Here is a 20,492-nt window from a genome sequence, read left to right as displayed (position 1 = left end):
CGGCTGACCGCCCCGGTCGTTAGCCGAACCGCCCGTTGTCGGCCGTCCACCACCCGAACGGGGTCGGGAGCCGTGCCCGCTCGTCCGTGCCAGGGGCAGGGGCAAGCGCGCACGAGATCGAGCTCAGAGGGCGTTGAAGCGGGCCAGGGCCTCCTGGCGCTCGGCCTTGTGGTCGACGATCGGGGCCGGGTAGTCGGACGGGGGTTCGGCGAGGGTCCAGGGCTGGTGGACCTTCTTGCCCTCCACGTCGGCGAGCTCGGGCACCCAGCGCCGGACGTACTCGCCCTGCGGGTCGAAGCGCTCGCCCTGGGTCACGGGGTTGAACACGCGGAAGTAGGGCGCGGCGTCGGTGCCCGTGCCCGCGGCCCACTGCCAGCCGTGCTGGTTCGACGCGAGGTCGCCGTCGACGAGCAGGTCGAGGAAGTGCCGCGCGCCCCACCACCATGGCAGGTGCAGGTCCTTGACGAGGAACGACGCGACGGCCATGCGCATGCGGTTGTGCATCCACGCCTCCCCGCGCAGCTGGCGCATCGCCGCGTCGATGGCGGGGAAGCCGGTGCGGCCGTCGGTCCAGGCGCGGAACTTCTCGTCGGCGGACTTCCCGCTGTCGAGGGTGATCCGGTCGAACTTCGGGTCGAAGTTCTCGCGCGCCGACCGGGGCCAGAACCAGAGCACCGCGGCGTAGAAGTCGCGGAAGCACAGTTCGTTGCGGTAGGACGCCGGGCCCTTGCCGCCGCCGCCCAGGTCCGCGAGCAGCGTGCGCGGGTGGACGACGCCGTACTTCAGGTACACCGACATCCGGGACGTCGCCGGCCGGTCGGGACGGTTGCGCAGGTCGTCGTAATCGGTGAGGTGCTCGTCGACGAACGCCTCCCACTGCTCGCGGGCGGCGCGCTCGCCCGCGGTGGGGAGCTCGGCCTCCGGGGCCTCGTCGTCGGGGATCTTCACCGCCCGCGGGCCGCCGTCCTTCTCGCCCGGGTCCATCCAGTCCACGCTCGACGCGTCGGTCTCGGCGGGCGCCCGCCAGCCGTGCTCCGCCCAGGCGCGGCTGAACGGCGTGAAGACCTTGTAGGGCTCGCCGTCGGACTTCGTGACGCGCCCCGGGGCCACGGCGTAGGGCGAGCCGGTGCGCACCAGCTCGACGTCCCGCTCACCCAGGGCCTTCTCGACGGCCTCGTCGCGCTCGCGTCCGTAGGGCCCGAAGTCGGCGGCGATGTGCACGCTGCGGGCCTTCACGGCGCCGGCGAGCTTCGGGATCACCTCGGCGGGGTCGCCCCGGACGACGAGGAGACGCCCGCCCAAGGACTCGTCGAGGTCGCGCAGGCTGCGGTAGAGGAACGTCCGCCGGGCCTTCCCGGACGGGCCGAGCAGCGTCTCGTCCAGCACGAAGACCGCCAGCGACCGTGTCGCCCGCGTCGCCGCGACGTCGAAGATCGGCTGGTCGTGCACCCGGAGGTCACGGCGGAACCACACGATCGCCGTGTCGTCGAGATCGTCGCCCATGAAGGGTGGCTACCCAGGAACGCGCCGAGCACGCCCTGGGCAGCCACCACGTGTGATCAACGGGGAGTTCGTGCGCCTAGAAGCAGCGAACAGCGCGTTCGCTGCACCAGAAAGCGCGCCTACCGCTGGTCGAGGTTCACGTACGAGCGCTCGGTGGGCCCCGTGTAGACCTGCCGGGGGCGGCCGATGCGGGTGTCCGGGTCGTCGATCATCTCGCGCCAGTGGGCGATCCAGCCCGGCAAGCGGCCGATGGCGAAGAGCACCGTGAACATCTCGGTCGGGAAGCCCATCGCCTGGTAGATCAGGCCGGTGTAGAAGTCGACGTTCGGGTAGAGCTTGCGCTCCACGAAGTAGTCGTCCTCGAGCGCGTACTCCTCGAGTCGCATGGCGATGTCGAGCATCTCGTCGCCGCCGCCGAGCTTCTCGATGATCCCGCGCGCGGTGTCGCGCACGATCGCCGCGCGGGGGTCGTAGTTCTTGTAGACGCGGTGGCCGAAGCCCATGAGCCGGACGCCCGGCTCCTTGTTCTTGACCTTGCGGACGAACTCGTCGGCGTTGCCCTCGTTGTCGCGGATGCCCTCGAGCATCGTGAGCACCGCGGCGTTGGCGCCGCCGTGCAGCGGGCCGAACAGGGCGTTGATGCCCCCGGAGATCGAGGCGAAGAGGTTGGCCTGCGACGAGCCGATCATGCGCACCGTCGACGTCGAGCAGTTCTGCTCGTGGTCGGCGTGGAGGATGAACAGCATGTCCAGCGCCTTGGCGACGTCCGGGTCGACCTGGTACGGCTCGGCGGGCAGGCCGAAGGTCAGGCGCAGGAAGTTCTCGACCAGGCCCAGGGAGTTGTCCGGGTAGAGGAACGGCTGGCCGATCGAGTTCTTGTAGGCGTAGGCCGCGATCGTCGGGACCTTGGCCAGCAGGCGGACGCTCGAGAGGTCGACGTTCGGCTCGTCGAACGGGTCGAGGGCGCGCTGGTAGAAGGTCGAGAGCGCGGAGACCGCGGACGAGAGCACCGGCATCGGGTGCGCGTCGACGGGGAAGCCGTCGAAGAACTTCTTCAGGTCCTCGTGCAGCATCGTGTGCCGCTGGATCTGGTCGGTGAACGTCTCCAGCTGCTGCTTGTTCGGCAGCTCACCGTAGATCAGCAGGTAGCTGGTCTCGACGAAGGTGGAGTTCTTCGCCAGGTCCTCGATGGGGTAGCCGCGGTAGCGCAGGATGCCCGCGTCGCCGTCGATGTAGGTGATGTCCGAGCGACACGCGCCGGTGTTCACGTAGCCCGGGTCGAGGGTGATCAGCCCCGTGTCGCCGAGCATCTTCCCGAGCGACACACCCGAGGCGCCCTCGGTCGCCTCGACGATCTCCATCGTGTGCTCGCCGCCCGGGTACGACAGCGTGGCAGTGCGCTTCTCGGAGTCCTCGCTGGCCATTCGCAGTCAGTCCCTCTCACGCTGGTGTGAGCGGGAGGGGCGGCCCGGCCGCCGGGGGTTGTCCCCGCGGCGCGCTCCCGCAGCATCGGGGTCGTTCGAGCGCGAACCGTAGCGCCCGCGCGGTCCGTGACGCATCACGAGGCGGCCCGTTGCCGAGCGTGGTGCATGTCACTGTGTGACGGCCGTGTTACCGGCGGTCGTTCGAGGCGCCCTGATCCAGCTCGGTGCGCCACGGCGGTTCGGCGCCCGCGCGCGACACGGTCCAGGCGGCCGCCCGGGCCGCGAACCCGAGCGCGTCGGCCCACGCGTCCGCGTCGAGCGCCGTCACGGCGTCGCGGTCGAGCGCGTCGTGGTCGGCCAGCCAGGCCAGCAGCGCGGCGTGCACGCTGTCGCCGGCGCCGATGGTGTCCACCAACGGACCGATCTCGTCCGAGGGCACCGAGACGACCCCGCCGCCGCGCGTGTGGGCGGTCAGGCCCGAGGCGCCGCGGGTGAGCACCACCGCGCCCGCCCCGGCGTCGAGCACGTCCTGGGGCGAGCGCCCCCACCGCTCGGCGTCCTCGTCGGACATCTTGACCAGCCCCGCCACCGCGGCGATGCCGTCGAGGCGGGCGACGACGGCGTCGGGGTCGTCGACGAGCCCGGGCCGCAGGTTGGGGTCGAGGCTCACCAGCCGGCCGCGCGCGGCCTCCGGGCGGCCAGCGCGGCGTAGCGCGACGACCCGGGCTCGAGCACCAGCGAGAGGGTCCCGACCGCCACGGCGGCGGTGTCCTCGGGGAGCTCGCCGGGGTCGGCGACGAGGCGGTCCGCGGTGCCCTCGACGTGGAACGTGTAGCGGGCGGCGCCGTCGCCGTCGAGCGTCACGACCGCCAGCGTCGTCGGCTCCGGCCCGCGCTGGACGTGCGCGGTGTCGACGCCCTGGGCCTGCAGGCGGGCCACCAGCGCGTCGCCGAACGGGTCCGTCGACAGCCGCGTGAGCATCGTCGTCGGCACGCCGAGGCGGCCCAGCCCGACGGCGGTGTTGAACGGGCCGCCGCCCAGCCGCGGGGCGAGGGGGCGCAGGGCGGGGTCGCCGTCGTGGTCCCCGCCGATGGGCACGAGGTCGACCAGGGCCTCGCCACCGACCACGATCCGCCCCGTCACGTCGCGCCCGGTCACGCCGCGTCCCGGGCCGCGATCCCCCACGAGAACCTCCACGTCTGCCCCGGCGCGAGGACCGTCAGGTCGGTGCCCGAGTTCAGGGCGTCGGGCGGGCAGGTCATCGGCTCGACGGCGACCGCACGGCCCCGTCCGTCGAGGTCGTCGGGGGTGAAGACCTGGACCCAGCGCACGTCGGCGTCCGCCCAGAGGACGGTCGCCCGTCCGTCGGGAGCGCCGAGCACGCCCAGCACGCCGTCCGGCCGGGCGACGGCGCCGAAGCACGTGTCGAGCGTGAGGTCGGCGACGCGGCGCCCGCCGCGCAGGTCCTCGTCGGCGGTCACCGGCCGGATGCCGGTGGGGATCAGGACGTCGTCGACGTCGACGATCCGGTCGGCGGCCAGGGTGAGCGTGCAGTCGGCCGGCGGGGTGTCGCCGACGCGCAGGTAGGGGTGGGCGCCCAGCGCCGCGGGGACCTCGCCGTCACCGGTGTTGGTCAGGGCGTGGGTGACGGTCAGCCCGGTGGGGTCGACGGCGTAGGTGGTCGCGACGTGCAGCGGCCCCGGCCAGCCCCATGCCGGGTCGACGTCGGCGCTGAGGGTGACGGAGTCCTCCGCGCGCTCGGCGACCGTCCAGGGGCGGCGCCGCAGGAACCCGTGGCTCGCGTGCCCGCGGGCCGGCTCGGTGACCTCGAGGACGTACTCCCGTCCGCGCCAGGTGTAGCGCGCGCCGGCGATGCGGTTGGGCCAGGGCACCAGGACCATGCCGGCGCCCATCGGCGGGGCCGCGTCGGCGCCGAAGTCCTCCACACGGGCCCGGCCGTCGACCTCCAGCGCCCGCAGCCCGCCCCCCACCCCGGTGACGACGGCGTGCGTCGCGCCGGCGACGAGGTCGATCTGCTCGCCGGTCGGGTGCACGGCAGGAGACGCTAGCGGTTGTGACGATCGGTTTGCGTCCAGCGTTCTCGGGTTTCGCGCACCGGTCGGAACGGACACTGTGCCGGACATGACGGAGGAGACCAGGGGAGAGGACGGACGACCGCCCAAGGTGGTCATCGTCGGCGGCGGGTTCGCGGGATTCCAGGCGGCGCGATCCCTGGCGAAGCGCATGGGCGACGAGGTGGACATCATCCTCGTCAGCCCCACCAACTACTTCCTGTACCTCCCCCTGCTGCCCGAGGTGGCCGCCGGCATCCTCGAGCCGCGCCGGATCTCGGTGGCGCTCGCCGCCGCGCTGCCGCGCTGCGTGCGCCACGCTCCGGGGGAGGTCGACGAGCTCGACCTCGACGGGCACACGATCGGCTGGCTCGACCCCGAGGGCGTTCACCACGAGACGCACTGGGATCGCCTCGTCATCGCGGCGGGCAGCGTGCACAAGGTGCTGCCGGTGCCCGGGGTCACCGAGTACGCGCAGGGCTTCCGCGGCGTGCCCGAGGCGCTGTACCTGCGCGACCACCTCATCCGGCAGGTCGAGCTCGCGGCGGTGTGCGAGGACCCCGAGGAGCGCGCCGCCCGGCTGACCGTCGTCGTGGTGGGCGGGGGCTACACGGGCACGGAGGTCACCGCGCAGGGCTACCTGTTCACCAAGGAGCTCGCGGCCAGCCGCGGCCTGGAGGAGGTCCCGCGCTGGGTGCTAGTCAGCCGCGGCGAGATCCTCGCCGGGCTGGCCGGGCACCTCTCGGCCACCGCCGACCGGGTGCTGCGCGAGCGCGGCGTCGACGTCCGCACCCACGAGGAGGTCGACGAGGCGACCGGCGACGGGGTGCGTCTGTCGTCCTCCGGCGAGCACATCCCCACCCGCACCCTGCTCTGGTGCGTCGGCGTGCGGCCCGACCCGTTGATCGACGACCTCGGGGTCGAGATCGAGCAGGGCCGGATGGTCGTCGACACCCGGCTGCGCGTCCCCGACCACCCCCACGTCTTCGCCTGCGGGGACGCCGCCGCGGTGCCCGACCGGGCCCGTCCCGGCGAGTACACCGCGATGACCGCGCAGCACGCCGAGCGCCAGGGCCGCCTCGCGGGCCGCAACGTCGCGGCCTCGCTCGGGACGGGGCGGTCGCGGACCTACAAGCACCGCGACCTCGGCTTCGTCGTCGACCTCGGCGGCTTCGACGCGGCGGCCAACCCGCTGGGCGTGCGGCTCAGCGGCAAGCCCGCCCACGTCGTCGCCCGCGGCTACCACCTGATCGCGATGCCGGGCAATCGCGTGCGGACGGCCGTCGACTGGCTCCTCGACGCCCTGCTGCCGCGCCAGACCGCCCAGCTCGGGCTCGTGCGCTCGCCGGCCGTGCCGCTGGACTCGGCGTCGCCGGAGGTGCCGCAGCACGGGCTCGGCTTCCGCACGGCCCCGCGTCGACCCGGGCCGCGGCCCCGGAGGACGGCGGGGTTCAGTCGTCGGAGACCTTCCCCGGCCGCTCGGGCGGGTCGGCCGAGGCCGCGTCGCCGGAGGGCTCGGTGGGGGGCTCGTCGTCGGCCAGGGGGGCCCGGTAGCGCCAGAAGACCGGGAAGATCGCGACCACGATCACGGTCAGCACGATCACGCCGACGCCGCCGACGACGGTCGCGGCGCCGGTGCCCCAGGCCTCGGCGGCCGGGCCGTGCCACAGGTCGCCGAGGCGGGGCCCGCCCGCGACGACGACGGTGAACACGCCCTGCATGCGCCCGCGCATCTCGTCGGTGGCGACCACCTGCAGCATCGTCTGCCGGAACACCGCGCTGACGAGGTCGGCCGCTCCGGCGAGCGCGAGCAGGGCGACGGCGAGCCACAGCATCGACGTCAGCCCGGACAGGGCGACGCCGGCACCCCACGCGCAGACGGCGAGCGTCACCGCCACGCCCTGGCGCCGGATGCCGTGCAGCCGCCCCGAGAACAGCCCGCCGAGCGTGGCGCCGATCGCGATCGAGGCGAACAGCGCCCCGAGCGCCGGGCCGCCGCCCGGGGGGTCGCCGAACGTCTGCTCGGCCGCCTCCGGGAACACCGCGCGGGGCATGCCGAGGGCCATCGCCACGGTGTCGACGAGGAAGGAGACGAGCAGGACCTGGCTCATCGCGATGTAGCGGAAACCTGCGAGGACCCCACCGATCCCGGCGCTGCGCCGCACCGCCCGGAACACCCCGCGCACGCCCCCCGGCCCGTCGCCGACCGGGAGGCGGGGCAGGTTGAAGGCGGCCCAGATCGAGGCGAAGAGGCAGACCGTGTCGACGAGGTAGAGCGTGCCGACCGACGTGAACGTCAGCGCGACCCCGGCGAGGAGCGGCCCGGCGATGGCCCCGAGCTGGGTCACGGTGAACAGCAGCGTGTTGGCCGCGGGCAGCTGGTCGTGCGGGAGGAGCCGTGGGAGCACCGCCGCCCGGGTGGGCTGGTTGATCGCCAGGAACGCGGTCTGCACCGCGTAGAGGGTCAGCACCTCCCACGGCCCGCCGATCCCGGTGACCGTGGCCAGCCCGAGCAGCAGCGACGTCACCGCGAGCCCGGTCCCGGTGAACACCAGCAGCCCGCGGCGGTCGACCGCGTCCGCGATCGCCCCGCCCCAGAGCCCGAAGACGATGAGGGGCACCAGCCCGAAGAGCCCCGTCAGGCCGACCCACGCCGAGGAGCCGGTCAGCTGGTAGAGCTGCGTCGGGACGGCGACGACGGACAGCTGCGCGCCGACGACCGTGACGATCGCGGCGATCCAGAGACGCTTGAAGGCCGGCGTGCGGAGCGGGGTGGTGTCGGCCAGGAAGCCGCGAGCCGTACGTGCCACGGCGGCGATCCTGCGCCCCTACGGCGCGAGGCGCTCCACGACCCACCCCGGATCGGTCCGCCGGAAGCGCAGCCGGTCGTGCAGGCGGTCCGTGCGGCCCTGCCAGAACTCGACGTGCGTCGGCACGATCCGCCAGCCGCCCCAGTGCGGCGGCGGCGGAATCTCCTCGTCGTCGGCGAAGCGGTCGGCGACCCCCGCGAGCAGGTCCTCGAGGGCGGCGCGGTCGCGCACGACCGCCGACTGCGGCGACGCCCACGCCCCGAGCTGCGAGCCACGCGGGCGGGTGCGCCAGTAGGTGAGGGTCTCCTCGCGGGACAGCAGCTCGACGGTGCCGATCACCGTCGCCTGCCGCTGGAGCGCGATCCAGGGGAACGTCGCCGACGTCTGCCGGGTCTGCCGCAGCTGGTGGCTCTTCTCCGAGGTGTAGTTGGTGAAGAACGTGACGCCGCCGGCGTCGACGTCCTTGGCCAGCACCGTGCGCGTGGTGAGGCGGCCCTCGTCGTCGCCGGTGGCCAGGACCATCGCGTTGGCGTCGGGAAGGCCGGCCTCCCGGGCGGCGCCGATCCAGGCGATCAGCTGCTCGTGCCAGGTGCCGGCGAGGTCCGCGGCGTCGAGCGTCGCCGCCCGGTAGTCCTCGCGCATGCCCGGTAGCCCCGTGGTCTCCCCCGCCATCCGTCTCCCTCGCCCGTGCTGTCCGAATTGCGTGCCGTCCGAAGTCCCGCCGCACGGTAGGCGACGGGGCCGTGCGCACCACGTGAGCAGCGACACAAGCCGTCCGGCGACACCGGGAGTTGCCCGCGCCGCGGCTCGCGGCGCACGGTGCTGCTGGGCCCACGACCACCCACCCCTGGTGGCTCGGCGGGCCCGTCCGGGCAGCGGGGCCCCGACCGGGATCCCGTGCCGCGACGCGAGGAGGACCCCGTTGAGCACCGCCCCCGTCACCGCCGTCCCTCCGCCGCCGCCGGGCTTCTCCCCGGGCCTCGAGGGCGTGGTCGCGTTCCGCACGGAGATCGCCGAGCCGGACCGTGACGGCGGGGCCCTGCGCTACCGCGGGGTCGACATCACCGACCTCGTGGGCCACGTGGGGTTCGGCGACGTGTTCGGGCTGCTCGTCGACGGCGACCTCGGGCGCCCGCTGCCCCGCGAGGAGCCGGGGCTCGAGCCGCCGTTCTCGGGCGACGTCCGGGTCGACGTGCAGGCCGGGCTCGCGCTGCTCGGGTCGCGCTGGTCGCTGCCGCCGCTGCTCGACGCGACCCCGGAGCGTGCCCGCGACGACCTCGCCCGGAGCGCGGCCGCGGCGCTCGCCCTCGTCGCCCGCTCGGCCCGCGGCGACGGCCTGCCGCCCGTGCCCGAGGCCGAGCTGTCCGCCGTCGAGGACCCGGTGGCGCGCTTCCTCGTGCGCTGGCGGGGCGAGGCCGACCCGACGCACGTCCGGGCCCTGGACGCCTACTGGGTCTCGGCCGCCGAGCACGGGCTCAACGCCTCGACCTTCACCGCCCGCGTCGTGGCCTCGACCGGCGCCGACGCCGCGGCCTCGCTCTCCGCGGCGGTCGGCGCGATGTCGGGCCCGCTGCACGGCGGCGCGCCCGCCCGCGTGCTGCCGATGATCGCCGAGGTCGAGCGCACGGGCGACGCCGACGCCGTGGTGGCGGGCATCCTCGACCGCTCCGAACGCCTCATGGGCTTCGGCCACCGCGTCTACCGCGCCGAGGACCCGCGCGCCCGCGTCCTGCGCCGCACCGCCCGGGAGCTCGCCGCACCGCGCTTCGAGGCGGCCGCCGCGCTCGAGACGGCCGCGCTGAGCGCTCTGCGCGAGCGCCGACCGGACCGCGCGATCGAGACCAACGTCGAGTTCTGGGCCGCGGTGATGCTCGACCTCGCGGGCGTCCCGGCGGAGGTGATGCCGGCGATGTTCACGTGCGCCCGCACGGCGGGCTGGGCCGCCCACGTCCTGGAGCAGCGCCGCACCGGGCGCCTCGTGCGCCCGTCGGCGCAGTACATCGGACCGGGGCCGCGGGGGGTCGCGGAGGTGGCGCGGAGCGCCTGAGCCGCCCCCGGACGTGGCCCACACGACAGCGATCGTCGCGGGACGCTGGGAGGATGTCCGGCGTGACCACGTCGACCGACACGCTGCAGATTCCCGCCGAGCTCCTGCCCAGTGACGGGCGGTTCGGGTGCGGTCCCTCGAAGGTGCGCCCCGAACAGCTCGCCCACCTGGCCCAGTCCGGCGACGTGATGGGCACGTCGCACCGCCAGAAGCCGGTCAAGTCGATCGTCGGGCGCATCCGTTCCGGCCTGCGCGACCTGTTCTCGCTCCCCGAGGGCTACGAGGTCGTGCTGGGCGTCGGCGGGACCACCGCCTTCTGGGACGCCGCGGCCGCCGGCCTCGTGCGCGACCGCAGCCTCCACCTCACCTACGGCGAGTTCTCCTCGAAGTTCGCCTCGGTGACCAAGGGCGCCCCGTTCCTCGCCGACCCGATCGTCGTCTCCGCCGACCCGGGCAGCGCCCCGGAGCCGACCTCCGACCCGAGCGCCGACCTCATCGGCTGGGCCCACAACGAGACCTCGACCGGTGTGGCCGTGCCCGTCACGCGCCCGAGCGGGTCCGGCGACGCGCTCGTCGCGATCGACGCGACCTCGGGTGCCGGCGGGCTGCCCGTGCAGATCAGCGAGTCCGACGTCTACTACTTCGCGCCCCAGAAGTCCTTCGCCGCGGACGGCGGGCTCTGGATCGCGATCATGTCGCCGGCCGCGCTCGAGCGCGTCGAGCAGATCGACAAGGACCGGCCGGGCGGGCGTTGGATCCCCGAGTTCCTCTCGCTGCCCACCGCGCTGGACAACTCCCGCAAGGACCAGACCTACAACACCCCGGCGGTGGCGACGCTGCTGCTGCTCGCCGACCAGATCGAGTGGATGAACGCCGGCGGCGGGCTCGACTGGGCCACCGGGCGCACCAAGGACTCCTCGGACCGCCTCTACCAGTGGGCCGAGGAGTCGACGGTCGCGTCGCCGTTCGTCGCCGACCCGAAGCACCGGTCGCAGGTCGTCGGCACGGTGGACTTCACCGACGACGTGGACGCCGCCGCCGTCGCGGCCACCCTGCGCGCCAACGGCGTCGTCGACACCGAGCCGTACCGCAAGCTCGGGCGCAACCAGCTGCGCATCGGGATGTTCCCCGCGGTCGAGCCGGACGACGTCAGCAAGCTGACCCAGTGCATCGACTGGGTCATCGAGCGTCAGTCGTGACCAGCCGGCTGGGCCGAACGGGCTAGCTCAGCCGTCACGCCCGCCCCGCCCGTGTCTCCCGTCCCACGCAGACGAGAGACACGGGCGGCGCGCCTCCCTCGTCCGAGGAGACCGCTCGCCTAGCGTCGGTGGGCGAGCACCGCGCCCCACCGCCGCCGCAGGGTGGCACCGACGTCCGGGGTCCGGGCCCGCGAGCCGACGGGGAGGCCTGATGCGTCAGCTGCGCGTCGTCGGCCTGGGAGACGACCACGAGACCGTGATCCTCGAGGACCCGATCCGCCACGAGCGCTTCGCGGTGTCGGGGGACGAGCGACTGCGGGCCGCCGCGCGCGGCGACGTCCGGAGGCTGGGGCAGATGGAGATCGAGATCACCAGCCCGCTGCGGCCCCGCGACATCCAGGCGCGCGTGCGGGCCGGCGAGTCGGTGGACGACGTGGCGGCCGCCGGCGGGGTCAGCGCCGCGCACGTCGAGCGCTTCGCCTACCCGGTGCTGCTCGAGCGCGCCCGGGTCGCCGAGATCGCCCGCCGCGCCCACCCGCTGCTCCCCGGCGACGCCGCCCGCACCGACGAGCGCACGCTCGGCGAGATCGTCGCCGCGACGTTCGCCGCCCGCGGACAGGACCTCGACGACGGCCGGTGGGACGCCAGCAAGGCCGAGGGCGCGTCGTGGATCGTGACGCTGTCGTGGCAGGCCGGGCGCTCGGACAACGTCGCCCGCTGGGCGTTCAAGCCCGGCGCCGCCGGCGGCACCGTCGACCCGCGCGACGACCCCGCCCGCGAGCTGCTCGGGCAGGAGCCGACCGCCGGCCCGCGCCGCGTCGACAAGCCGGGGGACCCCGAGGCCGGCGACGGCCCGGCCGACGTCCACGACGCGCTCGACGAGGCCCTCGAACAGACCCCCGCGATGGCCGCCTCCGGCGACGTCGCCCCGCGCCGCCCCGCGGGGTCGGGGCACGCCTCGTCGTCGTCGCACGGTTCCGGAGCGGGCTCCCGCCGGCCCGAGCGCGGCGCCGCCCGCCGCGGGGGCCGCCCGGCACGCCCGGTGATGCCGCCGGCCTCCGCGTCCCCCGCGCCGCCTCCTCGGGCGGCGACCAGATGCCGGTCCCCCGCGCGGGACAGCGCGACGAGACCGACGCGCCCGCGGTCGATCCCGGGCCGGCCGCGGCCGAGGTCGCCGCCCCGACCACCGACCCCGGCGAGGGCAGTCGCCGGGGCCGGCGCGCCCACCCGATCGTCCCGTCGTGGGAGGACGTCCTGCTGGGGACGCGCTCGCCCCGCACCTGACGGGCGGGGACGAGCTAGAACGCCGCCACTGCGAGGAACACCAGCGCGAGCCCGGTGCCGACGAACGTCCCGTACACCGCCCAGCGCCAGGTGGGCACGTGCCGGTTGAGCCACAGGGCCGGTACCAGGCCGGCGACGACCGCGGCGTCGACGGCCAGCCCGATCACGCCGAGGCCGGTCACCAGCGGCGCGGCGAGGGCCAGGTTCGCCAGCAGCACGACCCCGGCCACGAGGGCGACGAGGAGCAGCCCGACGCCCCAGGGGGTCGGTTCGGCGGCCGCGGTGGCCGCGTCGAGCTCCTGGGCCTCGGGGGGCAGGTGGGGTGTGGCCCCGTTGCCGTTCTCGCTCGCCCGCACGGGCAGCGGCGGCACCGGCGGCAGGTACGGGGTCCGCGTCACGGCCCGGAGCGCCACGCGGTGCCCCGTGACGGGGTCGTGGTAGTCGACGGGCGCGTCCAGCTCCACGGACAGGCGCGCGGCGAGCCGGCGGCCGCGGCGGCTGATCGTCTCGGGGGCGGGGTCGGGCGACGCAGCAACGGGCAGGGCCGCAGCGGGCAGGGCGGGGACCGACGCGGCCACCCGCGCCCACTCCCGCAGCGCGTCGACGAGGTCGGGCGGCAGGCCCCACGTCCGCCCGCCGGCGCCCGGGTCGCCGACGCCCGCATCACCGGCCTCCCCCAGCGGCACCCCGGCGACCATCGCCCGCCCCCGCTCGGCGCGGACCTCGACGACCCTCACGACGCCGACCCCACCGGGCCCGCCGTGGCGTGGAACGCGACCGCCGCGGCCGTGGCGACGTTGAGCGAGTCGACGTCGCCGGCCATCGGGATGCGGACCCGGACGTCGGCGGCGGCGAGCGCCTCGTCGGACAGCCCCGGGCCCTCCGCGCCGAGCAGGAGGGCGACGCGCTCGTGCCCGGCGAGCCCCGCCAGCGCCCCGGGGTCCCCGCCGGGCGTCAGGGCCGCGAGCGTGAACCCCGCGCCCCGCAGGGCCGTCACGGCCGCCGCGAGGCCGCACGTGGCGAACGGCACGCGCAGGACGTGGCCCGTCGAGACGCGGACGCTGCGGCGGTAGAGCGGATCGGCGCACTCGGGGCCCACGAGCACGGCGTCGACCCCGAAGGCGGCGGCGTTGCGGAACAGCGCGCCGAGGTTCTCGTGGTCGTTGACGCCCTCGAGCACTGCCACCCGGCGGGCGCCGGCCAGCAGCGCGGCGAGGTCGGGCGCGGGCGCGCGGTCGGCGCTGGCGAGCACGCCCCGGTTGAGGTGGAAGCCGACGACCTCCGCCATCGTCGCGGCGTCGGTGACGTAGGCGGGTACGTCGGCCCCGGCCAGGTCGGGGCGAGGTCCTCGACGCGGCGGGCCACGCCGAGCAGGGCCCGCGGCGGGTAGGGCGAGGCGAGCAGGCGGCGCACGACCACGGTGCCCTCGGCGAGTACGAGACCGCGCCCGCCGGGACGGTCGGGACGCCGGTCGGCGCGGGCGAGATCGCGGAAGTCGGCGAGGCGCGGGTCGGCCGCGTCGTCGACCGCCACCACACGCGCCACGTGCGTATCGTCCCAGACCCCGACTGGCGGGATCCGAGGCGGCGAGGCACCGTCCCGGGCGAGCGGAGCGACGGGAGAACACGAGGCGGCGCGCGAGCGGCTCCGTGTGTCGTCCGGACCGGGTGGGGCATCCGGGTCCGGCAAGCGCCGCAGCGGGATTCGGCGGGACGGAAGCCCTCCGGGGGCGCCCGGAGACGTGGGAGGCTGGAGCCGTGAGCGAGATGCGGGTGGTCGGCGTGCTGGCCGTGGACGACGCGACCCAGCAGGGCGGCGGCTCGGGTGCCGGGTCGGGCGAGAGCCGGCACCCCGTCGTGCTGCTGCAGGAGACCGAGGGCAATCGCTGCCTCCAGATTTGGATCGGGCTGGCCGAGGCCGAGGCGATCGCCCTCGAGCAGCAGGGACGGCTCCCCGAGCGCCCGCTGACCCACGTCCTGATCTCCGACGTGGTCTCCGCGCTCGGGCGGCGTCTCGAGCGCATCGAGATCACCGAGGTGCGGGGCGGCACGTTCTACGCCGACCTCGTGTTCGACCGCGGGCTGCGGGTCTCGGCGCGCCCCAGCGACTCGATCGCGATCGCGCTGCACGCCGACGTGCCGATCCACGCCACCGAGGGCGTCCTCGCCGACGCCGGGGTGGTGGTCGAGGACGACGAGGCCGAGGAGGCCGCCACCACGGCCAGCAGCGCCGGCGGCGCCGACGAGGACGAGGTCGACCGCTTCCGGGCGTTCCTCGACAACATCTCGCCGGAGGACTTCGGGCGCAGCGGCTGACGCTCGGCCGAACGGCGCACGCGATCGTCCTGTAGTGGGCCAGAGGTCACCCTGCGGCGCCGAACGGTCGACGCCGGACATGCCCTACGCTGAACGGACTCTTTCCGCGGGCGGACGGCCTCGGCGGGTGGCGTCGACCTCCGGGCTGTGTCAGCGTGTCCGGTCGTCGGGGTTCGCGTGAGTCGGGGGTACCGCGCCGTCGTGGCGGTACCCGGTGGTCGAGTCGGATCGTGGACGGGAGCCGGGCGGGTCATGGGCCAGCACCTCGCCGCCACCCTCTTCACCGCCTCGGACCAGGCTCGGTACCGGCACCGGATCCACCGCTGCCTCGAGGCGTTCGGGCGGATGGTCACCGAGGGCCGCTTCGCCGCCGACGAGCCCAGCACCGGGGTGGAGATCGAGCTCGCCCTGGTCGACGAGGACATGCGCCCGGCGATGCTCAACCACGCCGTGCTCGACCGCTCCGCGTCCGACGTGCTCACCTCGGAGCTCGGCCGCTGGAACCTCGAGATCAACCTGCCGCCGCGGATGCTGCCCGGCGCCACCGCCCGTGACCTCGAGAAGGACATGCTCGACGCGGTGTCGAGCGCCGGGGAGTGCGCCCGCGGGGTCGGCGCGAGCGCTGTGACGATCGGCATCCTGCCCACGCTCGGCGCCGAGCACCTCGCCTCCGACCAGCTCACCGAGGACCCGCGCTACGCGCTGCTCAACCGCCAGATGCTCACCGCGCGCGGCGAGCCCTTCCGCCTCGACATCACCGAGCCCCCCGCGGCCCGTGGCGGGCCGTCGGACGGCTCACCGGCCGAGCACCTCGTGCTCGACGTCGACTCGATCGCGCCCGAGGCGGCCTGCACCTCGCTGCAGCTGCACCTCCAGCTGACGCCCGAGACCTTCCCCGCGTACTGGAACGCCGCGCAGGCCGTCGCCGGCCTGCAGGTGGCGCTCGCGGCGAACTCCCCGTTCCTGCTCGGCCGCCGGCTCTGGGCCGAGACGCGGGTGCCGCTGTTCACCCAGGCGGTCGACACCCGGCCCGTGGAGCTGCGCAACCAGGGCGTGCGGCCGCGGGTGTGGTTCGGCGACCGATGGGCCCAGTCGGCCTACGACCTCTTCGAGGAGAACGTCCGCTACTTCGGCGCGCTGCTCCCGCTCGCCGAGGACGAGGACCCGTTCTCCGAGCTCGACGCCGGTCGCGCGCCGAGCCTGCACGAGCTGCGGCTGCACAACGGCACGGTGTGGCGCTGGAACCGCCCGGTGTACGACGTCGCCGACGGCGTCGCGCACCTGCGGCTGGAGAACCGCGTGCTGCCCGCCGGTCCCACGGCGGTCGACGCCGTCGCCAACGCGATGTTCTTCTACGGGCTCATCCGCGCGCTCGCGGAGTCCGACCGCCCGCCGTGGCAGCAGATGTCCTTCGACGCCGCCGAGGCGAACTTCACCGCCGGAGCGCGGCACGGGATCGACGCCGCCCTGTACTGGCCCGGGATCGGCACCGTCCGGGCCGACGAGCTCGCGCTGCGGCGCATGCTGCCGCTGGCGCAGGAGGGCCTCGCGGCCTGGGGTGTCGACGGGTCGGAGGCCGACCGCTACCTGTCCGTGATCGAGGAGCGCTGCGTGCGCCGGTGCACGGGCGCCGCCTGGCAGATCCGGGCCGTGAGCGAGGCCGAGCGCCGCGGCGCCGACCGCCCCACGGCGATCCGGCACATGATGCGCGCCTACCTCGAGGGCATGGAGGCCAACGAGCCCGTGCACACCTGGCCGGGGATCTGAGGTGCCCTCCGGGCTCGTGAGCACTTCGAGGTGCTCGAGCACCTCATAGTGCTCACGTGCCCGCAGGGCACACGGCCCGGTGGAACACCACCCGGCCGAAGGTGCGGGTCCGGCGGGCCACGGCCTCCACGTCGGTGAAGCCGGCGTCGCGCAGCATCGTCGCGACGTCGTCGGCGCCGACGAGGTGCGGCGAGCCGTGCCCGTGCCCGTGACCGTAACCGTGACCGTGGCCCTTGCCGTGGTCGTGGCGGGCGAACCAGCCCAGGATGCCGGGGTCGGTGCCGTCGGGGTCGACGAGGTGCAGGCTCCCGCCGGGCGCCAGCACCCGCCGGGCCTCCGCGAGCATCGTCCGCTGCTCCGCGGGCGGCAGGTGGTGGAACATGAACGACGAGAGCACGCGGTCGACCGAGCCGGTCGCGTACGGCAGCTGGTCGGCGTAACCGCGCTCCAGGCGCAGGGCGACGCCGTGGCGGGCGGCCTTGCGGCGGGCGAGGTCGAGCACCGCCGGATCGGGGTCGAGGCCGACGAGCGTCGCCCCGGGCGCGACGCGGGCGGCCAGCAGCAGGACCTCGCCGGTCCCCGTGCCGAGCTCCAGCACCGTCTGCCCGGACGCGACCCCGGCCTGCGCGACGAGCTGCCAGTGGATCGCGCGCGCGCCCAGGACGCGGGTGAACACGTCGTAGGTGGCGGCGGGCGCGCCGAAGCCCATCGCCGGCAGGAACGGGCGCTCGCCGGCGGGCGCGGAGTGGGACACGATGGCCTCCGTCAGGGGGCATGGGACGGTCTTCCGGGGGACCTCTCCACTCTGTGAGCCCATCCACCTGCGGACAAGGGACGAAGCATGGGCGGGACGGGACGATCCTCGGTTCCCCTGGTGGGCTTCCCCCGGGTCCCGGGCGTGCCGCCCGTGGCGGTGGAGCGCTGGTCCGACGCGACCGCTCGGCGCGCGGCGGTGGTCGGCGGGACCCACGCCCACGACTTCCTCGTGCTGCTGCACGTCGAGCGCGGCCGGGGGCCGATGCGCGTCGACGACCGCGTGTGGGAGCTCGAGGACGGCGACGTCGTGGTGATCGCGCCCGGCGCGGTCGTCGCGCCGCCGGACGACACCATGACCGGCCTGGTGTGGGCGGTGTTCTTCCCGGCGGACGCGGTGGACCCGACCGGGGCCGCGCCGCTGGTGTCGTGGCGCGCCCACCCGTTGCTGGCGCCGTTCTCCGGCGGGCCCGCCGGCCGCCACGGCGGGGCGCAGCGGCTGCGCGTGCCGCCGGACGAGCGAGCGGCGTGGCGGGCGGAGCTCGAGGCGCTGGCGACGGAGCTGGCGCAGCGGCGCGAGGGCGCGGCCGAGGCCGTGCGCGCGCACCTGACGCTGCTGCTCGTCCGGCTCGGGCGCCTCGACGTGGACGTGGCGGGCGCGCTGGCCGACCGTCCGGTGCTCGCGGCGGTGTTCGACGTGCTCGAGCGCCGGTTCGCCGAGCCGATCACGCCGGCCGAGGTCGCCCGCGAGGTGGGCCTGACGCCGGGTCACCTGACGACCCTCGTCGGGCGGCACACCGGCCGCACCGTGGGCCAGTGGCTCACCGAGCGGCGGATGCGCGAGGCGCGCCGCCTCCTCACGTCCGACGACCTCACGGTCGCCGCGATCGCCCACCGGGTCGGATACCGCGACCCGGGCTACTTCGTGCGCCGTTTCCGCCGCGAGCACGGCGTGCCGCCGCAGGAGTGGCGGCGGGCGGGAACCTAGGCAGGCACGGTCGCGGGCGTCCTCGTCCGCCGCCGGACGACCCACAGCCCGGCGATCACCGCGGCCAGCACCGACGCCACCCCGCCGAGCACCAACGGGGCGCGGCCGCCGAACTCCTCGGCGAGCCAGCCCAGCGCGGGACCGCCCACCGGGGTGCCGCCGAGCAGCACGAGCATCCACAGGCCCATGACCCGCCCGCGCACGGACTCGTCGACCCCGAGCTGGATCGCGGCGTTGGCGGCGCTGGTGAACAGCAGCTGGGCCGCGCCGGTGGGGATCAGCAGCAGCGCCACGCCCAGGTAGCTCGGCATCAGCCCGGCGGCGGCCTCGCAGACGCCGAAGACCGCGGCGGCCAGCAGGACGGTGCGCAGGCGGGGCCTGCCGACGCGGCGCGCGGCGTGGAACGCCCCGAGCAGGCAGCCGACGGCCAGAGCCGAGGTCAGCAGGCCGTAGGACTCCGCGCCCCGGCCGAAGACGTTGCGGGCGACGATCGCGAGCGTCACGAAGAAGTTGATGCCGAGCGTCGACACGAAGAAGACGATCACCAGCAGCAGCACCACGTCGGGGTGGCGCCGGACCTCGCGCAGGCCCGAGAGCACGGCGCCGCGCTCCCGGGGCGCGCGGGCGTAGGCGAACATCTCGGCCGGGCGCATGAGGGCGAGACCGGTGAGCACCGCGACGAAGGTGATCGCGTTGAGCAGGAACACCCACCCGGTGCCGACCGCGGCGACGAGCAGGCCCGCGACCGCCGGGCCGACGACGCGCGCGGTGTTGAACGTCATCGAGTTCAGGGCGACGGCGTTGGCGAGCGCACCCGATCCGACCATCTCGCCGGCGAACGACTGGCGCACGGGCCCGTCGAGCGCGGAGATGCAGCCGAGGAGCACGCACAGCACGTAGACCTGGGTGAGCGTCACCAGGCCGCCGACGTCGAGCACGCCGAGCACGAGCGCGCAGGCGCCCATCCCGACCTGCAGGCCCATGAGCAGGCGGCGCTTGTCGTAGCGGTCGGCGATCGCGCCGCCCCACAGCGAGAGCAGCAGCGTCGGCCCGAACTGCAGGGCCGCGGCGACGCCGAGGGCGACGGGGCTGCCGCCGGAGAGCTCGAGGACGAGCCAGTCCTGGGCCACCCGCTGCATCCAGGTGCCGACGAGCGACACGACCTGGCCCGAGGCGAAGAGCCGGTAGTTGCGGACGCGCAGCGCCGCGAACATGGCGCCGGTCCGGCGGTCGGTGTGGGGGGTCTCGACCTCGCTCACCGGGTCTCGCCGTCCCACACCACGGTCCTGAGCTTACCTAACGAGTTGGAGGTCGGCGGGGTGGCGGCGACGGGCGACGCCACCCCGCCGGACGATCAGGGCTTGGTGTCCTCGAGGGCGAACCCGACCTTCAGCGTCACCTGGAAGTGCCCGACCTCGCCGTCCTGCACGTGACCGCGGATCTCGACGACCTCGAACCACTCGACCTGACGCAGCGTCGAGGAGGCACGGCGGATGGCGCCGCGGATGGCCTCGTCGACGCCCTCCGCCGAGCTGCCGACGATCTCGGTCTTGCTGTACGCGTTGTCCGCCACGCGGGCTCCCTCGTCCTCTGCCGATGTACTGGTCCTCCGAACCGATACCCGTTCTCCGGCGGACACCCACGTGACGGCAGCCGGGGTGGGATCACAGAGGTGGGATCACACCGGCCGCGGACGGACGTGGTCGACGGCCGCGCCGAGCGCGAGGGCGAGGACCTGGAGGTCGCGGTGGAGACGGGCGAGCATCAGGCCACCCTGGACGGCGGCGAGGACGGCCACGGCCATCTCGCCGGCGTCGCGGGCGGGGTCGACGACCCCCTGCGCCTGCCCGCGCGCGAGCAGCGCCGCGATGCGCTCCTGCCACTGCCGGAAGGCCGCGGCCTGGTGCTCGCGCCACCGGGGCTCCGCGTCGACCTGCCCGCTGAAGACCCCGAGGGGGCAGGCGAACGGCCCGCCACCGTCCCGGTGCAGCTCGACGAGCGACGCCGCCCAGGCGCGGACGTCGTCCTGCCGCGTGGTCGAGTCGGCGGGGTCGAGCGCGGGCTGCGCGGCGAGCACCCGCTCGAGCTGCCGGTCGATCACGGCCAGGACGAGGTCGGACTTGCCGTCGAAGTAGTGGTAGAGCTGCGACTTCCCGGTGCCGCTGGCCCTCAGCACGTCGCCCAGCCCGGTGGCGGCGATGCCCCGCTCGTGCATGAGGTCCGCCGCCGCGTCGACGATCGCCTCGCGGGTGCGGCGACCCCGCGCCGTCGGGGGACGGTGCCCCGGGTCGAGGCTCATCGGCCCGCGCTCGTCCACACGTCCGAGATTG

16 protein-coding genes and 3 pseudogenes are annotated in these 20,492 nt (G+C 75.1%); 7 read left to right on the top strand and 12 right to left on the bottom strand.

Going from position 1 to position 20,492, the window contains the following annotated elements; all coding sequences use genetic code 11:
• Positions 1–123 precede the first annotated feature (123 nt).
• The 4 genes and pseudogenes from ACQPYN_RS05915 to ACQPYN_RS05900 form a co-directional block, all read right to left on the bottom strand.
• Positions 124–1,503, bottom strand: a complete 1,380-nt coding sequence (locus ACQPYN_RS05915) for a cryptochrome/photolyase family protein (protein WP_433034561.1) — start codon at positions 1,501–1,503, stop codon at positions 124–126.
• A gap of 119 nt (positions 1,504–1,622) precedes the next feature.
• Entirely contained in the window at positions 1,623–2,927 is a 1,305-nt protein-coding gene (locus ACQPYN_RS05910) for a citrate synthase (RefSeq protein WP_433034559.1), read from the bottom strand.
• A 187-nt stretch (positions 2,928–3,114) separates the two neighbouring features.
• Positions 3,115–4,058, bottom strand: a pseudogene (locus ACQPYN_RS05905) (carbohydrate kinase family protein).
• Between the two features lie 23 nt (positions 4,059–4,081).
• Positions 4,082–4,981, bottom strand: coding sequence for an aldose 1-epimerase family protein (locus ACQPYN_RS05900; protein WP_433034557.1), 900 nt, complete (start codon positions 4,979–4,981; stop codon positions 4,082–4,084).
• An 88-nt stretch (positions 4,982–5,069) separates the two neighbouring features.
• Between ACQPYN_RS05900 and ACQPYN_RS05895 the strand changes: the two are divergent.
• A pseudogene (locus ACQPYN_RS05895) lies at positions 5,070–6,386 on the top strand (NAD(P)/FAD-dependent oxidoreductase); the annotation flags it as partial.
• 64 nt (positions 6,387–6,450) lie between these two features.
• On the opposite strand, the gene ACQPYN_RS05890 reads toward ACQPYN_RS05895, so the two are convergent.
• Together ACQPYN_RS05890 and pdxH are read right to left on the bottom strand one after the other, a co-directional pair.
• Positions 6,451–7,809 (bottom strand): MFS transporter, encoded by a 1,359-nt coding sequence (locus ACQPYN_RS05890; protein ID WP_433034555.1) that lies wholly within the window; start codon positions 7,807–7,809, stop codon positions 6,451–6,453.
• 18 nt (positions 7,810–7,827) lie between these two features.
• On the bottom strand, positions 7,828–8,481 hold the full coding sequence (gene pdxH, locus ACQPYN_RS05885; RefSeq protein ID WP_433034553.1) for a pyridoxamine 5'-phosphate oxidase: 654 nt from the start codon (positions 8,479–8,481) through the stop codon (positions 7,828–7,830).
• A gap of 250 nt (positions 8,482–8,731) precedes the next feature.
• On the opposite strand from pdxH, the gene ACQPYN_RS05880 reads away from it, so the two are divergent.
• The 3 genes from ACQPYN_RS05880 to sepH all read left to right on the top strand — a co-directional run bounded on the left by ACQPYN_RS05880 (position 8,732) and on the right by sepH (position 12,448).
• A complete protein-coding gene (locus ACQPYN_RS05880) occupies positions 8,732–9,856 on the top strand; it encodes a citrate synthase 2 (RefSeq protein WP_433034551.1) in 1,125 nt (374 codons plus the stop codon).
• A 62-nt stretch (positions 9,857–9,918) separates the two neighbouring features.
• The gene (gene serC / locus ACQPYN_RS05875) at positions 9,919–11,055 is read left to right on the top strand and encodes a phosphoserine transaminase (RefSeq protein WP_433034549.1); all 1,137 of its coding nucleotides are present in this window, start codon (positions 9,919–9,921) and stop codon (positions 11,053–11,055) included.
• Between the two features lie 211 nt (positions 11,056–11,266).
• The gene (sepH, locus tag ACQPYN_RS05870; RefSeq protein WP_433034547.1) at positions 11,267–12,448 is read left to right on the top strand and encodes a septation protein SepH; all 1,182 of its coding nucleotides are present in this window, start codon (positions 11,267–11,269) and stop codon (positions 12,446–12,448) included.
• On the opposite strand, the gene ACQPYN_RS05865 is transcribed toward sepH, so the two are convergent.
• Positions 12,354–13,076, bottom strand: coding sequence for a DUF2537 domain-containing protein (locus tag ACQPYN_RS05865; protein WP_433034545.1), 723 nt, complete (start codon positions 13,074–13,076; stop codon positions 12,354–12,356). The two genes, sepH and ACQPYN_RS05865, sit on opposite strands and share 95 nt — an antisense overlap.
• A pseudogene (locus tag ACQPYN_RS05860) lies at positions 13,073–13,884 on the bottom strand (TrmH family RNA methyltransferase). The gene ACQPYN_RS05865 and the pseudogene ACQPYN_RS05860 overlap by 4 nt, the downstream one beginning before the upstream one ends.
• A 212-nt stretch (positions 13,885–14,096) precedes the next feature.
• Here ACQPYN_RS05860 and ACQPYN_RS05855 point away from each other — a divergent pair.
• Together ACQPYN_RS05855 and ACQPYN_RS05850 are read left to right on the top strand one after the other, a co-directional pair.
• A complete protein-coding gene (locus ACQPYN_RS05855) occupies positions 14,097–14,654 on the top strand; it encodes a bifunctional nuclease family protein (protein WP_433034543.1) in 558 nt (185 codons plus the stop codon).
• A gap of 252 nt (positions 14,655–14,906) precedes the next feature.
• Positions 14,907–16,421 carry a glutamate--cysteine ligase gene (locus ACQPYN_RS05850; RefSeq protein WP_433034541.1) on the top strand — a complete coding sequence of 505 codons (1,515 nt, stop codon included), beginning with the start codon at positions 14,907–14,909 and terminating at the stop codon, positions 16,419–16,421.
• 52 nt (positions 16,422–16,473) lie between these two features.
• Here ACQPYN_RS05850 and ACQPYN_RS05845 read toward each other — a convergent pair whose 3' ends face one another.
• Positions 16,474–17,175 (bottom strand): class I SAM-dependent methyltransferase, encoded by a 702-nt coding sequence (locus ACQPYN_RS05845; RefSeq protein ID WP_433034539.1) that lies wholly within the window; start codon positions 17,173–17,175, stop codon positions 16,474–16,476.
• A gap of 87 nt (positions 17,176–17,262) precedes the next feature.
• On the opposite strand from ACQPYN_RS05845, the gene ACQPYN_RS05840 reads away from it, so the two are divergent.
• Positions 17,263–18,162, top strand: a complete 900-nt coding sequence (locus tag ACQPYN_RS05840; protein ID WP_433034537.1) for an AraC family transcriptional regulator — start codon at positions 17,263–17,265, stop codon at positions 18,160–18,162.
• Here ACQPYN_RS05840 and ACQPYN_RS05835 read toward each other — a convergent pair.
• The 3 genes from ACQPYN_RS05835 to ACQPYN_RS05825 all read right to left on the bottom strand — a co-directional run bounded on the left by ACQPYN_RS05835 (position 18,159) and on the right by ACQPYN_RS05825 (position 20,479).
• Positions 18,159–19,421 (bottom strand): MFS transporter, encoded by a 1,263-nt coding sequence (locus ACQPYN_RS05835; protein WP_433034535.1) that lies wholly within the window; start codon positions 19,419–19,421, stop codon positions 18,159–18,161. The two genes, ACQPYN_RS05840 and ACQPYN_RS05835, sit on opposite strands and share 4 nt — an antisense overlap.
• A gap of 95 nt (positions 19,422–19,516) precedes the next feature.
• Complete coding sequence (locus tag ACQPYN_RS05830; protein ID WP_274191725.1) at positions 19,517–19,735, bottom strand: dodecin; 219 nt, start codon at positions 19,733–19,735, stop codon at positions 19,517–19,519.
• 105 nt (positions 19,736–19,840) lie between these two features.
• Entirely contained in the window at positions 19,841–20,479 is a 639-nt protein-coding gene (locus ACQPYN_RS05825; RefSeq protein ID WP_433034532.1) for a TetR/AcrR family transcriptional regulator, read from the bottom strand.
• Positions 20,480–20,492 lie beyond the last annotated feature (13 nt).

Source organism: Actinomycetospora sp. CA-053990 (assembly GCF_050948445.1).
Taxonomy (GTDB): Bacteria; Actinomycetota; Actinomycetes; order Mycobacteriales; family Pseudonocardiaceae; genus Actinomycetospora; species Actinomycetospora callitridis.
The sequence above is the reverse complement of the archived record's forward strand: the minus strand, read 5'-3'. Positions and strand labels throughout refer to the sequence as shown.